At 69.9% G+C, this 13,924-nt stretch carries 11 protein-coding genes; 4 read left to right on the top strand and 7 right to left on the bottom strand.

All coding sequences use genetic code 11. The features are described 5' to 3' along the window. Window positions 1-18: 18 nt before the first annotated feature. The 4 genes from Pka01_RS31320 to Pka01_RS31305 are packed head-to-tail and all read right to left on the bottom strand — an operon-like array spanning window position 19 to window position 4,329. Entirely contained in the window at window positions 19-1,329 is a 1,311-nt protein-coding gene (locus Pka01_RS31320; RefSeq protein WP_203886551.1) for an STM4012 family radical SAM protein, read from the bottom strand. Continuing rightward, window positions 1,326-2,180 carry an STM4013/SEN3800 family hydrolase gene (locus Pka01_RS31315; protein WP_203886649.1) on the bottom strand — a complete coding sequence of 285 codons (855 nt, stop codon included), beginning with the start codon at window positions 2,178-2,180 and terminating at the stop codon, window positions 1,326-1,328. Before Pka01_RS31315 ends, Pka01_RS31320 begins: the two co-directional genes overlap by 4 nt. Further along, window positions 2,177-3,373 carry an STM4014 family protein gene (locus Pka01_RS31310; RefSeq protein ID WP_203886550.1) on the bottom strand — a complete coding sequence of 399 codons (1,197 nt, stop codon included), beginning with the start codon at window positions 3,371-3,373 and terminating at the stop codon, window positions 2,177-2,179. Before Pka01_RS31310 ends, Pka01_RS31315 begins: the two co-directional genes overlap by 4 nt. Then, window positions 3,370-4,329 (bottom strand): STM4015 family protein, encoded by a 960-nt coding sequence (locus tag Pka01_RS31305; RefSeq protein WP_239115627.1) that lies wholly within the window; start codon window positions 4,327-4,329, stop codon window positions 3,370-3,372. The genes Pka01_RS31310 and Pka01_RS31305 overlap by 4 nt, the downstream gene beginning before the upstream one ends. A gap of 125 nt (window positions 4,330-4,454) precedes the next feature. Here Pka01_RS31305 and Pka01_RS31300 point away from each other — a divergent pair, with 125 nt between their 5' ends. Both Pka01_RS31300 and Pka01_RS31295 read left to right on the top strand, forming a co-directional pair. Continuing rightward, entirely contained in the window at window positions 4,455-5,915 is a 1,461-nt protein-coding gene (locus Pka01_RS31300) for an MFS transporter (protein WP_239115625.1), read from the top strand. Window positions 5,916-6,009: 94 nt separating this feature from the next. After that, a complete protein-coding gene (locus Pka01_RS31295) occupies window positions 6,010-7,596 on the top strand; it encodes an FG-GAP repeat protein (RefSeq protein ID WP_203886547.1) in 1,587 nt (528 codons plus the stop codon). Here the strand turns inward: Pka01_RS31295 and Pka01_RS31290 are convergent. From Pka01_RS31290 to Pka01_RS31280, 3 genes are all read right to left on the bottom strand, one after another. Further along, window positions 7,581-9,137, bottom strand: coding sequence for an alkaline phosphatase D family protein (locus Pka01_RS31290; protein ID WP_203886546.1), 1,557 nt, complete (start codon window positions 9,135-9,137; stop codon window positions 7,581-7,583). The genes Pka01_RS31295 and Pka01_RS31290 overlap by 16 nt on opposite strands. A gap of 275 nt (window positions 9,138-9,412) precedes the next feature. Beyond that, window positions 9,413-9,988, bottom strand: coding sequence for an HAD family hydrolase (locus tag Pka01_RS31285; RefSeq protein ID WP_203886545.1), 576 nt, complete (start codon window positions 9,986-9,988; stop codon window positions 9,413-9,415). A 35-nt stretch (window positions 9,989-10,023) separates the two neighbouring features. Then, window positions 10,024-10,863, bottom strand: coding sequence for a hypothetical protein (locus tag Pka01_RS31280; protein ID WP_203886544.1), 840 nt, complete (start codon window positions 10,861-10,863; stop codon window positions 10,024-10,026). Between the two features lie 325 nt (window positions 10,864-11,188). Here Pka01_RS31280 and arfB point away from each other — a divergent pair, with 325 nt between their 5' ends. Continuing rightward, entirely contained in the window at window positions 11,189-11,611 is a 423-nt protein-coding gene (gene arfB, locus Pka01_RS31275; protein WP_203886543.1) for an alternative ribosome rescue aminoacyl-tRNA hydrolase ArfB, read from the top strand. Between the two features lie 1,141 nt (window positions 11,612-12,752). Continuing rightward, a partial coding sequence (locus tag Pka01_RS40945) for a DUF222 domain-containing protein (RefSeq protein ID WP_239115623.1) occupies window positions 12,753-13,924 on the top strand: 1,172 nt, incomplete at its 3' end.

Below are 13,924 nucleotides of genomic sequence, written 5' to 3'. Positions count from 1 at the left end.
TGCTCCTCGCACGCCCGCTCAACGCTCCTCGTACGCCTGCATCAGTGCCTCCACCCGGCTGGAGAACAGGGCCGGGCCGATGGCGTCGGAGTAGGCCAGTCCCTCCGCGGTCAGCCGTACCAGGTCGCGGTCGCTCTCCAGCCACCCCAGCGCGGCGTACCGGGACAGTTCCGCGGCGAAGTCGTCCATGACGTCGGCGCCGAAGCGTTCGCGGTAGCCCGCGCGCGCCATTCCGCAAGCCTGCAGCAGGGACTGGATCAGATGACGGCGCCTCCTGTCCTCGTCGTCGAGGCGGAAGCCCACGTTCGCCACCGCGAACTCGCCGGCAGGCAGGCGGACGAACTCATCGATGATCGCCCGCACGTGCCTCGCCGCCACGGCGTACTCGTAGGAGTAGTGCAGGGTCTCCGTGTACGACCGGGCGCCGCAACCCAGACCGACCATCCCGTCGGTCTGGCAGCAGTACTCGGTCGCCCCGCCCGAGCCCGGCAGGCGGAACATCCGCATCGACACCTGCTCGTAGCCCGCCTCGAGCAGATGGTCGCGGCCCACGCGGTAGAGGTCGAGCCGCTGGTCGTCCCACTCGCGGTCCCTGCGGCCCAGGCCGGTGAGCGGCCGCACGTACAGCGGATAGAGGTACAACTCCTCCGGACGCCATGCGAGCGCGGAGTCCAGGGAGTACACCCAGGACCGCGGCGTCTGGCCGTCGATGCCGTAGATCAGGTCGATGTTGAGGACCTCGAAGGCGGCGTCCCTGATCCGGCCGAGTGCCGCCTCGACCTCCGACCGCCGCTGCGGCCGCACGGCGGCCCGGGCCTCGGCGTCGACGAAGCTCTGCACGCCGATGGAGACGCGGGTCGCGCGCCGGCCGGCGAGCACGGCGAGGCGGTCCGCCGTCGCCGTCGCGGGCGACGTCTCCACGGACAGCGGGATCGCGCGAAGGTCGGCTCCGAGAACGTCCTCCGCGAGGTCGAAGAGCCGGTTCAGCTCCGCCGGGCTCAGGTAGGTCGGCGTGCCGCCGCCGACCGCGGCCGTCGCGAAGCGCGGATCCGGCAGGGCCTCCCGCAGGGCGACGGCCTGCCGCTCCAGTGCGTCGAGGTAGGCGCCGACCAGTTCCTCCGGGGCGCCCGTCCGCGTGAACAGGTTGCAGAAGCCGCAGCGCATCTCACAGAAGGGGATGTGCAGGTACAGGAAGAGCGCGTCGGTCCGTTCACCCGACCAGACGTCACGCAGAGCAGGACGTGGCTCTAACGGCCGATAAGCCGTCTTATGCGGATAGGCATAGATATAGCCGTTGTACGGGCTGATTGCGGTGTCGGTCTCTGTCATCCCCTGATCCGATCCCATGCGCGCGCACGCCCCCACTGTGGGCGTGGCCTGGCCGGCGTCCGCTCCAGCACGAACTCGGCGTACGGCACCGTCCAGACCACCTCGTGGCCGATCCGGTGACCGGTGTGGCCGCTCTCCCCGTACGCCGTGCCGTGGTCGGAGCAGATGATCGTGAAGCACGGCCTGTTCCTGGTCATGAGGGCGAACAGGCGGTCGATGCGCCTGTCGACGTACTCCAGGGCGGCCGCGTGGCTCTCCAGCGTGTCGCCGTCCTCCTGCGCGGCGTCCGCCAGGTGGAACCAGTTGGGCTGGTGGAGGGCCGAGACGTTGACGAACAGGAAGACCGGCTCATCCCGGTCGCGCAGCGCCAGTTCGGCCCGGTCGATCTGCCGTTCCAGGGAATGCCGAGAGGTGACGCCGAACTCGGGCGCCCAGTGGCTCTCCGCGAACAGGCCCGGCAGGGCGGATCCGAGCGGGCTCTGCTTGTTGAAGAAGCCGACGCCTCCCACGCAGACGGTGTGGTACCCCGCCTTCGCGAGACCGGTGGGCAGGTCCGGCGCGTCGAACACCCAGGTGCCGTCGCCGGTCGTCTCGCTTCCCGGGAACCTGGCCGCGAACGGCCGCGCGTGCACACCGGGTTCGGCGGGGGTGGGGAGGAAGCCCGCGAACATCGCCGCGTGGGCCGCGTAGGTGAAACTCCCGGGGCTGTGCCGGCGCTCCCATCTCCCCTGCGGCAACACGCGGGCCAGGTTCGGCAGCCTTCCGGCCGCCACGAGCCGGGCGGCCACGTCGTAACGCAACGTGTCCAGCGTCACCAGCAGGATGTCGTGGCTGCCCACGACGGTGTTCATGTCACGCACGACGTGTCTCCCTCGCCTCGGATGTCCCGGGACTGCATGCCCTGCCGCCATCCCCGCGACACCGCCGCGATCTGTGCGGCATAGGTGTCCAGGCCCTCGCCCGGGCCCGCGGGCAGGCCGGTCAGGCCGGGGAGCAGGTCGCCGAAGGCGTTGACCTCCGCGACCGCGGTGGATCGCCAGTCCGCGCCGATCATCAGGTCGACTCCGATCGCCAGGCTTCCCGGGAAGCACGCCGCAGCGCGGGCGCACACGTCGAGCGCGCCCTGCCATCCCACCGTCCCGAGGCGCCGCCGCACCCGGCCGAGATCACCGCGAACGCCTCCGAGGTGCAGGTTCGTCATCGGCGTGCGGCCGACTCTGACGACGACGTGGGTGGGCACCCCCGCGACGACGACGACGCGCAGGTCGAAGGCCCGGCCGTCCATGGACGCCTTGGGAAACCACCGCTCGACGTGCAACCCGTCGGGCGCGAGCGCGTCGACGACCGCCGCCACGTCCGCCTCGTTCTCGTAGGTCCGCACCCGCAGCGAGTTGTACATCGCGGCGCTGCCCTCCCCGCCCGGTCGACCACCACCCGCGTCGTGGTCAGCCTCAGCGTGGCCGTCCGGCAACGCGGCCGACGTCACCGCCCTCACGCGGGCGCCCAGCGCCTGGAAGGCGATCACTCCCGAAGCGGACGATCCGTGGGCGGGCTTGACGAACACGCGGGGCCAGCCGTGGCCGGCCATCAGCTCCCGCAACTCCCGATAGGAGGCGACCGGCCCCTGGAGCGCCGGCGGCACGGGGACGCCGGCCGCACGCAGCCGCTCATGACACACCCGCTTGTCGAACATCACGGCGATCTCGTCGACATCGCCGAGCAGCACCGTGCCCGGTGAGGCCTCGACGGCATCGGCGAGATTCCGCAGCCCGCCGCGGAAGGCCGCGTGCCAGGCCGCGCCGCCCCCTGCCCGTGCCGGATCGCCTAGTCCCCGGAGCAGGGCGTCCACCTCGGCGTCCTCACCGGGAGAGTCGACCCGTACGGCACTGCCCGGCGGGATCGGCGCGCCGCCGGCCAGCACGTCACGCCAGGAGATCACGTGCGGGTCGGGCAGGCCGGCCCGGGCCGCCGCCGCGCGGAAGAGGGCGACCCGCCGGTTGCCCGGGACGCCGACGACGGCGAACCGCGTGTTCGTCGTGGTCACTCGTCGACGGCGACGTAGCGCCACTCGTCTTCCTCGTCCTCCTGCTCGGACAGGTCGACCTGGACTCCCGGCAGCGCGTCCTGGATGCGCTTGATCATCGGGTCCGTCAGGAAGTGATGATGGAGGTCGAGCTCACGCAGATGGGTGAGCGGCTGCCCGCTCAGCAGCGCCTCCGCCCCCAGGTCGGTGAGGGTGCCCATGGACAGGCTCAGCGTCTCGAGCCGGGCGACGACCGGGGCCGAGGCGACGGCGGCGGCGATCTCGTCCTGAATCTCGCTGTCCTGCACGCCCAGGTGCCGCAGCGCCGGGAACCGCTCACCGGACATGATCGCGTCCAGGTCGGCCACCGCGGTGTTGCCGCCGTAGTTCTCGACGCCGAGCCAGAGGTCCAGCTCCTCCAGGGCGGGAAGATCGCACTGCCCGACCGCGCGGACGACGTCGGCGGGCAGGCCGCCGGACTCGAAGCGGAGGATCCGCAGGGCGTCGTGCCGGACGGCGGTGAACTCCAGTTCTGTTCCTCCCCGGACCTCCAGCCGCTCCAGCCGCGGGAAGGCCTTGAGCAGCGGGGTCACGTCCGACTGCTGGATCCAGGAGATCTCGCATTCCTCGGACTGCAGGGCTGCGACGAAGAGGGCGCGCAGGCCGGGGAAACGCCCTGCGTTATCCACCAGGGGCCCGATCGCCACCTCCGAGCCCACCTCGTAGGGGTTCTCCCAGCCGCCCACGACGATCGCCCGGACCGCCGAGGTGTCCACCTGCTCCAGGAAGCGGGCGAACAGCGCCGCGAAGGCTCCCTCCGCCGCGTCGTACGGCTCCGCCGACAGCCGCCAGGCCACCGAGCCGGCCTCGGGCAGTTTCCCGGGGTCGCCTTCGCCGGTGAACTCGGCGACGGGAAGATCGGCGTAGCGATCCCGGTAGCCGCAGACGTGTCTGCGCGGATTCTCGTGCTCGGTCACTGACGTGCTCCTCGCCTGGGGGGACTGGCGGATCATGTCTTACCAGAGACAGGCGACGCTTCGATGGCGTCCGTTCAGTCGACCTACCGATGCCACGCCGGAGGCCACGGACCATGATGGCCCGTATGGAATCAGGCCAGATCAGGCTCAGCTCGGCCCCGGGCCGCTGGGTCCTCGTCACGACGGTCCTCGGGTCCGGCATGGCGATGCTGGACAGCACCGTGGTCAACGTGGCGTTGCCCGCCCTCGCCCGCGATCTCCACACCGGCATGTCGGGACTGCAGTGGACGATCAACGCGTACACGCTGACGCTCGCCGGGCTGATCCTGCTCGGGGGTTCGCTCGGCGACCGCTACGGCAGGCGCAAGATCTTCATGATCGGCGTCGTGTGGTTCGCGTCCGCCTCCGCGCTGTGCGGTCTCGCCCCGAACATCGAGGTCCTCATCCTCGCCCGCGCACTGCAGGGCATCGGCGGGGCGCTGCTCACCCCAGGATCGCTGGCGATCATCCAGGCGAGCTTCGCCCACGACGACCGTCCCCGCGCCGTGGGCGCCTGGTCGGGGCTCGGCGGCGTCGCGTCGGCGATCGGGCCTCTGCTGGGCGGATGGCTGGTGGAGACGGCGGGCTGGCGCTGGGTCTTCCTGCTCAACCTCCCCCTCGCGGTCGTCGTCCTCGCGGTGGCCGCACGGCATGTGCCGGAGACCAGGGACACCTCGGTGCACGGCAGGTTCGACGTGCTCGGGTCCGCACTGGCCGCGCTCGCTCTGGCCGGCGTCACGTACGGCCTGATCCTCGGGGGCGCCGGGGTCTTCCCCCTCGTCGCGGGCCTGGTGCTGGCCGCGTCCTTCGTCGCCGTCGAGATACGGCGCTCCCCCGACGCGCTCGTGCCCGTGGGGATCTTCTCGTCCCGGGTCTTCACCGCGGTCAACGTCGTGACGCTGATCATGTATGCGGCGATGGGCGTCGTGTTCTTCCTGCTCGTCGTCCAACTCCAGGTGTCGGCCGGGTTCTCCCCGATCGCCGCCGGCTCGGCGATGCTCCCGGTGACGATCCTGATGCTGCTGCTGTCGGCCCGGGCGGGAGAGCTCGCCAAACGCATCGGCCCCAGGATCCCCATGACAGGCGGGATCCTCGGCTGCGCGGCCGGCCTCGTCCTCATGAGCAGGATCGGGCCCGGCGCCTCCTACGTCGTCGACGTCCTGCCCGCGGCGGTCGTCTTCGGCCTGGGCCTGAGCACCGCCGTCGCCCCTCTGACGGCGACGGTGCTGGCCACGGCGGAGGAGCGCTACGCGGGGGTGGCGAGCGGGGTCAACAACGCCCTCGCCAGGACCGGCAGCCTGCTCGCCGTCGCCGCCGTCCCGCCTCTCGCGGGCCTCACCGGCGAGGCGTACAACTCGCCGGCCGCGTTCACCCACGGGTTCCACACGGCGATGCTGGTCAGCGCCGCCATGCTCGCCGTGTCGGCTCTCGTCGCCTTCTTCACGATCAGGACCAACGTGCTGGTCGAGGCCCCCGAGCCGGAGCGCAAGGTCCACTGCTCGCTCGACGCGCCGCCCATCGAGGGTGACGTCACCCATGAGGCCTGAACCGTGAGGCTGACAGTGCCGAGTTTAGGCAGCCGACGTGGGCGGTTCATGTGCTGGTGGGCCTCATGTCCAGATAGCCGGAGACGATCCGGCCATGAGTGTTTCACGCACGTCCGCCCTGCTCGCGGTGGCTGTGGCCACTCCCGTGGTGGCGTTCGCCTCCCTTCTGGCTCCCTCCCCCGCCTCCGCCGTCGCCGTACCGGGAACCGCGCCCGGCACGGTTCCCGGAGCGGTCCCCGCGGCGGTTCCCGGAGCGGTTCCTGGGGCGGTTCCCGGAGCGGTTCCTGGGGCGGTTCCTGGGGCGGTTCCCGGAGCGGTTCCCGGAGCGGTTCCTGGGGCGGTTCCTGGGGCGGCGAAGGGCTGCCCGTCGTTCGTCGCCGTGGCCTCGCCGTACGCGACGGTGAACGGGAAGGCGCGCGCGGGGTCGGTCACCCTCTACGGGAGCGCGCGAAACGGTCTCAAGCCGGTGAAGACGCTGCACCAGGGCGCAGACGGCATCGGCGGGGCTCCCGAGGTCAACGACTCGTTCGGATCGGCTGTCGCCAGGGGCGACTTCAACGGGGACGGCTGCGGCGATCTGGCCATCGGAGTCTCCGAGGAGTTCTTCGGGGCCCGGGTCCTCGACGCCGACGGGCACGGCGTGGTCCACATCCTCTTCGGGTCGCCCGGCGGCCTGACCACGGTCAGGTCGGTCGACGTCACCCACCTGGGCCGCAGGCACGGCACCGACAGGTTCGGAGCGGCCCTCGCCGCCGGCGACCTCGACGGGGACGGCGACGACGAACTGATCGTCGGAGCCCCGGGAATGAAGGGCGGCGGTGGCGTCGGCGTCTTCGGCATGAGCCGCCGTTCGCCGTACGGCACGGGCACGCTGATCACTCAGGCCACGAAATGGGTCCACCAGGGCCAGGGACAGACCGACCTGTTCGGAGAGGCGCTGGCGACGGGCGACTTCAACCGGGACGGCAAGGCCGAGATCGCGATCGGGGCGCCGGGCGACGGCGGGGAGAAGGCGTCCTCGGGAGTCGTCACGATCGTCGATCTCCGCAAGCGGCACGCCAAGGCCTACACGCAGAACACCGGCGGCGTACTCGGCGCGGTGGAGAAGTGGGACGACTTCGGCGCCACCCTCGCCACCGGCGACTTCAACGCCGACGGGCGCGACGACCTCGCGATCGGCGTCCCGGGCGAGGACGTGTCGTCCAAGCTCACCCGCGGGATGGACTACGGCGACGGCGCGGTCAACGTCCTGTACGGCTCGGCCGGCGGCCTGACCACCGCCCGCAGCGAGATGTGGACCCAGTCGATCCTGGCCGGAACGCCGCGCTACTACGACCGTTTCGGCGCGTCGCTGGCCACGGGAGACCTCAACGGCGACAAGGACGACGAGCTGATTGTGGGTGCGCCGGGAGAGGGCGCCGTACAGGTGATCGCGGGGACCCGCACCGGAGGTCTCACCCGCAACCACAATCTGCTGCTCACCGGCGACCGGACGGGGGCCTTCGGGTCCGCGGTCCTGGCCGAGGGCGGGAAGCTGCTCGTCGCGTCCCCGGGATCCGGCCGGCTGACCGTGGTGGGCACGAAGGTGAAGAAGGGCTCCTACCCCGGAGCCGTCCCCGGGACCGCCCGCGTGGTGCGCACGGGCGATCCTGACGACCTGTACGGCTACGCGCTGAGCTGAGCGTGGCCCGAGGGGATCGTGAAGCGGGCCGAGGTCTTGGCGGGCGCGCCGCGCCTGGTGATGTAGTCGAGCGTGCGGAACTCGGCCCGCATCTCTTCCGGTGACACCGAGCAGACGATGTAGCCGCGGCGCTGGTCGATGTAGGAGAAGTGCGGGTTCTCCCGCATGGTCTCCGCGATGCCGGCCGCGTCGCGGTACCCGTCACCGTCGCTCGAGATCGACGACGTGACGAGCTCGACGGCCACGTGGGGCGAGTCGGGGTCGGCGAAGTCCGGCTTCAGGGTGGCGGCGTAGTGGGTGTGGGCGTCGCCGGTCAGCACGACGGGGTTGGCCGCGCCGGACGCCTTGATCCCCTCGAGGAGCCGGGTCCGGTCGGCCGCGTAGCCGTCCCAGGTGTCCATGTTGACGTCCACGCCTGGGCCGGTCTTGAAGTCCCGCTGCGCCATGATGATCTGCTGCCCGATCAGGTTCCACCGGGCCTGCGACCTGTTCAGCCCGTCGAGGATCCAGCCGCGCTGGTCCGCGCCGAGGATCGTGCGCCCGGCGTCGAGCCGCTCGTCGCAGCCGGCGCGGTCGCCGTCGTCGCACGCCTGGTCGTCGCGGAACTGGCGGGTGTCGAGCAGGTGGAAGGTCGCCAGTGTGCCCCACGAGATCCGCCTGTTGATCCGGATCGAGCCGCCCTTCTGCAGGGTGCCCCGGCGCAACGGCATGTTCTCGTAGTACGCCCGGAACGCGGCGGCCTTCCGCTGGGCGAACGCGGCGGCGTCGGTGCTCGAGAACGGGCCGGCCCAGTTGTTCTCCACCTCGTGGTCGTCGAAGACGACGAGCCACGGGGCGACCTGGTGGGCGGCCTGGAGGTCGGGGTCGCTCTTGTACTGGGCGAGCCTGAGCCGGTAGTCGCCCAGCGACTGGCACTTCCTGCCCGCGTGGCGGCGGACGATCCCGGTCGGGGCGGTGTACCCGCCGGACTCGTACTCGTAGATGTAGTCCCCGAGGTGCACGACGAGGTCGGGGTCCTGCTCGGAGATCCGCCGGTAGGCCGTGTAGTAGCCGTGCTCCCACTGGGCGCAGGCGGCCATGGCGAACGTCAGCGGCGACAGTCCCGTGGGGGCGGTTCGGGTACGGCCCACTGGGGACACGTGGCCGTCGACGCGGAACCGGTAGAAGTACTCCCGTCCCGGCTCGAGCCCGTTCACCTCGACATGGACGCTGTGCCCCTGCGCGACGCCGGCCGTTGCCGTACCGGATTTGACGATCTTCGAGAAGCGTTCGTCGGCGGCCAGCTGCCAGTCGACGTCGAACGAGCCGCTGGGCATCCCGCCGAGGCCGTCGGGCGCCGTGGGTTCGAGCGCGAGGCGGGTCCACAACACGATGCCGTCGGCGGTGGGGTCGCCGGAGGCGACGCCGAGGGTGAAGGGGTCCCTCTTGAGCGCCCCGCCGTACGGCAGCCGCGACGGGAGGGCGGACCCGGACAGGAGCATGCCGCCCGCCCCGGCGACCGCAGCGGACAGGAACACTCTTCGGGACGCATTCGTCTGCACGACGCCAGTCCAGCCGCCACGGTTAACGCGTGTCCTTTACACCCGTGGCGGGCGGAAAAACCCATGATGAACAGTGCTTTTGACTGCCCAACTTTGCTGAACGGCACCTGAATCGGAGGGCTCGGACGCGTTAATCGCCGTTCATCTCCGCATCAGGACCGGCGCGGGCCGTCACGGAACGGGCTTCAGTTCGCCGTTCAGAGGACGAGCTTGGGATCGCAGTTCACGGGACGAACTTGAGATCGCCTTTCACAGGGCGGGCCTGGGATCGCCGTTTACAGGACGAGCTTGAGATCATCGCGCAGTGTCGCGGCGTCACGGAAGTGCACGCCGGTCATGCCCGCCCGCTCGGCCCCCTCGATGTTCTCGAGCCGGTCGTCGACGAAGACCATGTCGCCGGGAGCGACGCCCATGCTGTCGGCGGTGCGGAGATAGATCTCGAGGTCCGGCTTCACCAGGCCCATGCGGCCGCTGAAGAACCGCGGCCGGATCGGAGCCATGAAGGGCAGCAGGTCGACACCGTCGGCGATGCTCGCGGGGGCGTTGGACAACAACGCCATCGGGACTCCCTGAGCCGCGAGCTCGTCGACGATCGCCAGCGTCTCCTCGTTGGGGTGCGACCAGCTGGCGACGTCGAGCGCGAGGGCCTGGTCGAGTTCGGCGCCGGCGATCGGCCTGCCGTACACGGCCGACCAGTACGCGGTGTCGTCCAGCGTGCCGCGGTCGTACTCGAGGCGGAGCTCCCAGTACCGCTCCTCGAATCCGGGGACGCCCTGGGCGAGCCTTGCGGCGTCCGCGTCGGACTGGGGGAGGCAGATGACGTTGCCGTAATCGAAAAGAACATGTCTCATGATTGAACGAGCATAGAGGATGTTCGTTACGGACGTCAGGCGAGGTAGGGCTTGAGGTACTCGTTCGCCGCGCCACAGCCCAGATAGTTGCGGACCGTGTGGAAGTCGAGCCAGTCGATGTTGCAGGCGACGTCGCGCTCGATTCCCACGAAGAAGGCTTGAAGATCGGGCGGAATCGCCGCGATGTCGTCCTTGTCGGCGATGTTGATCCAGCGCTTCACGCCCGGCGGCCGCGCGCCGCGCCCGTGGACGGGAACCGGCGACAGCCGTTCGAACACGACGTCCCGCATGCCGAGAGGGCTGCCGAGCGTGACGAGCAACTCGGTGGACAGGTCGGAATGTGCCCAGAACGCCTCATAGGCGACCACGCTGCCGAGGGAGTGGGCGATCACGACACGGGGCTGCCGCCTGCGGATCACGTCCGCCACCGTGTCGCGGGCGCGGACACGCGGATCGCCTCCGCCGAGGTAGGTCGCGACCTCGGGGCAGAAGTCCTGCGCGAACTTCACGGCGTTGGGGCCGAGCCTGGCCAGCAACCATTCGGCGAGCCGATGGGCGATGCCCGTCAGCGACTCGCCCGCGGCGCTGCGAATGCGCCCGTCGAGTTGGGCCGCCCAGTCGGCGAACACCAGCTTGGCCGGGGGCTCCATCTGCTTGGGTGGCCGTGGCGGCCCCGAGTGCAGATGGTGGGCGTAGTAGGCGATCTCGGCGAAGTAGTCCTGGACGCCACCAGGCGCCGCGGCGCCGGCCAGCCCCTTGTGCAGGTAGCCGTTCCACTTGAGCCGCATGGTCTCCGCGGCGCGGCCGGGCGAGCCGCCGGACTCCTCGTAATAGTGGTACTTGCCGATGCCGTGGACTCCGACGATCGTCGTCATGGCCGGATAGCCCGCCTCCACTCGGTAGAACCCCTGTACGACCCTCTGCGCGACCCGGCGGCCCGGGCCGGCGTTGTGTGAGAGTGTCGTTGGCCGCGGCCACTCCCCGAGACACTGTGCATGAGGGGGTGGATCGTGACAAGGAGGCGCCTGATTTGCGGCGATAAATCAGTTGATCGGGAATCGGGGGCGATGGCTACGCTTTAAGGGGTACGGAAGTCTCGTCGCTGATGGACGCCACCGTGCGGCGCCCGGAACCGCGGCGACGAGTCACGGCGGCACGTCGCATGAGTAGGCGGCAATTCGTTTTAGAGGAGAGAACACCATGTCAGGCCCGTTGCACATCCGCGACTCGGTCGTCGTACCCGAGGCGGAGCTCGGCTGGCGGTTCTCCCGCTCTTCAGGCCCGGGCGGCCAGGGCGTCAACACGACCGACAGCCGGGTCGAACTCAGCTACAACGTCGTGACCACGACCGCGCTCGGACCCGAGTTGAAGTCCCGGGCCATCGAACGCCTCGGCTCCCGACTCGTCGACGGTGTGATCACCATCGCGGCGTCCGAGTTCCGGTCTCAGCTTCGCAATCGCGAGGCGGCCGAGATGCGGCTGGCTCAGCTGATCCGTGAAGCCATCGCGCCGCCGCCCAGGAAGCGCCGTCCGACCAAGCCTTCACGAGGAGCCGTCGAGAGGCGCCTGACGGCGAAGAAGCAGCGCTCCGATCTCAAACGCACGCGCCGCATCGAGGACTGATACAGCGAGGCCGTCTACCACGCCTGTCGCTTGATCAATTCCTCCTAGGCCGTTTGGTCGCCAACGTCGCCGCCTCCTGGACTGGGCGACGCGGAGCGCTCATGGTGCGAACGACGCCACGCAACGATCTCCTCCGGCGACGCGCGCCCCTCCCTTGGAGAGCCACGCCACACAGCGCCATCCCCCGACCACCCGAGACCCTCCCCCGGCGAACCACGCCACACAGCGCCATCCCCCGATGGCCCGAGATCCTCACCCCGAGAACGACGCCACGCAACGATCTCCTCCGGCGACGCGCGTCCGTCCCCCCGCCAACCCCGCGCCGCAACGCCGTCCCCTGACCACCCGAGACCCTCCCCCGGCGAACCACACCACGCAGCGCCATCCCCTGACGACCCGGGATCCTCGTCTGGCCACTCGAGGTCCTCGTCCTCTCCCTCCAACGGGAAATCCTCGTCCAGGAGCCCCCAGGGCCCGGCACCCTCGTACGGCACAGACGCCAAAGTGGGGTCACAGCGCACGTCCAGCCAACGCAAGACCGCGCTCAGAACCTCTTCCCGCTCCGCGTACGTACAGAGGCGACGCCCCTCTCCGTGCACTCGATATTCGATCGCGTAGATGTCGTCGACGACGGACACCGTTGCGCACCAGGCGGGAGAGGCTCCGTCCGGCCGGATGACGACGAAGGCGTTGTCGGCGGGATGCAGTTCGTCGATCAGTACGGCGATCGCTTCCGGTGAGGGATCATCGATCCGGTAGCCGTCGTCAGTGTCGGCACCGTAACGCTCAGCAGGCATCGCCGTTTCCTTTCTCCTCCGCCTTCACGGGTTACACGATCCCAGAATTCAGTTGGAGCCCCGACCCTTTCGCAGTTATTGGCGCTCAGCATCTTTCGGCAGTCACGATCGGCGGGCGAACAATACGGCAGCATCCTCACCATTGATGGATAAGCCGGGCATCTTCACATGCGCCGCATGTGCTCTGAGCTGGTACGAAACAGGCATAGCCATCCTGGGCTACATGCGGTCGGCGAATTGCACATCGCATCCACATCCAGCCTGTCTGGCCATTCGGGCATTTCTCTCCGGCATGGACCTGTCTTCATCTATTTCCCATTAATGAACCATCCAGACCGGCCGTCATGAGCGGAAATCTGCTGCGAATTTCGCTCGATAGACGTGGTGACGCGACTACGGAGTGTGACATAATTCAAACAGGCTTTCGAATCTGGGGGTGTGTGGTGGCGGGTTCGCGGGTGCGGCGTTCCTCGTCTGGGGCGGGGGGCTTGCCGTGTGGGCCGCAGTGGTGGGCGGAGGTGACCGCCCGGGCGGGGGTGTGGTCGTCGGATGGTTCGTCGGCGTTGAAGCCCCCGCCGTGTGGTGAGGGTGACTTCGCCGGGGACGCGGGCGATGCGGACGGCCCCGTGGGTGCCGGTTCTGGGGGTGTCGGGCCGGAAGATTCGCCTTCGGCCGCCGGGGCGTCTGCGGAGTCGTCTGCGGAGCCGGGTTTCGGTGATGGTGCGGGGGTGTCGTCGTGGGGGTTGGTGGTTGCGGTGGAGGCGGCGGTGTCGGGGTTGGTGGGGGGTGGGGTGCCGGGGTCGGCGGCTGATTGTGCGGCGGAGGTTGAGGTGTTGGTGGGGGCGCGGGATCGGTTGGTCGCGGCGATCGCGGCGCGGGTGGGGGTGGTGCATCGGGGTGGTGAGGCCAAGGCGCGGGGGCATGGGAGTACGCGGTCGTGGTTGCGGGGTGGGTGTGGGCTGGATGGGGGTTCGGCGGGGCGGGTTTTGGGGTTGGCGGTGGAGTTGGCGCGGTTGCCGGTGGTGGCGGCACGGTTCGCTGCGGGGGAGTTGTCGGAGGGGGTGGTGGCGGCGATTTGTGTGGCGGTCAGTGGGTTGAGTGATGCGCAGGTGCGGGTGGCGGAGCCGATTTTGGTGGAGTTGGCGGAGCGGGCGGGCCCGGCGGAGGTGGCGCGGGCGGGCCGGTATTTGCGGGAGATTTTGGATCCGGGGGTGTCGGATCGGGAGTCTGAGGCTGATCAGGGGCGGCGGTTTTTGCGGGTGCGGCCGATGGGGTCGGGTGGGGTGGAGGGGGAGTTTCGGTTGCCGCGGGAGGCGGGGGCGCGGTTGCGGGCGTGGTTGGATGCGTATGCGCGGCCGGGGGTGGTGGGTGATGATCGGCCGTTGCGGGTGCGGAACGCGGATGCGTTGATCGCGTTGCTGGGCAGCAAGGTGACGACCGAGTTGCTGGTGTTGGTCCCGGCCGAGTCGCTGCCCGACGACCACCCCGCCAACCCCGCCAATGCTGCCAACAGCGG

This window comes from Planotetraspora kaengkrachanensis, assembly GCF_016862895.1.
Lineage (GTDB): Bacteria > Actinomycetota > Actinomycetes > Streptosporangiales > Streptosporangiaceae > Planotetraspora > Planotetraspora kaengkrachanensis.
This window is presented reverse-complemented; position numbering and strand designations above follow the sequence as displayed.

Bases quoted from the DNA above. Each gene is read 5' to 3' on its own strand.
- Pka01_RS31295 (WP_203886547.1), top strand. From the start codon at position 6,010: ATGAGTGTTTCACGCACGTCCGCCCTGCTCGCGGTGGCTGTGGCCACT.
- arfB (WP_203886543.1), top strand. From the start codon at position 11,189: ATGTCAGGCCCGTTGCACATCCGCGACTCGGTCGTCGTACCCGAGGCG.
- Pka01_RS31285 (WP_203886545.1), bottom strand. From the start codon at position 9,988: ATGAGACATGTTCTTTTCGATTACGGCAACGTCATCTGCCTCCCCCAG.
- Pka01_RS31300 (WP_239115625.1), top strand. From the start codon at position 4,455: ATGGAATCAGGCCAGATCAGGCTCAGCTCGGCCCCGGGCCGCTGGGTC.
- Pka01_RS31320 (WP_203886551.1), bottom strand. From the start codon at position 1,329: ATGACAGAGACCGACACCGCAATCAGCCCGTACAACGGCTATATCTAT.
- Pka01_RS31315 (WP_203886649.1), bottom strand. From the start codon at position 2,180: ATGAACACCGTCGTGGGCAGCCACGACATCCTGCTGGTGACGCTGGAC.
- Pka01_RS31280 (WP_203886544.1), bottom strand. From the start codon at position 10,863: ATGACGACGATCGTCGGAGTCCACGGCATCGGCAAGTACCACTATTAC.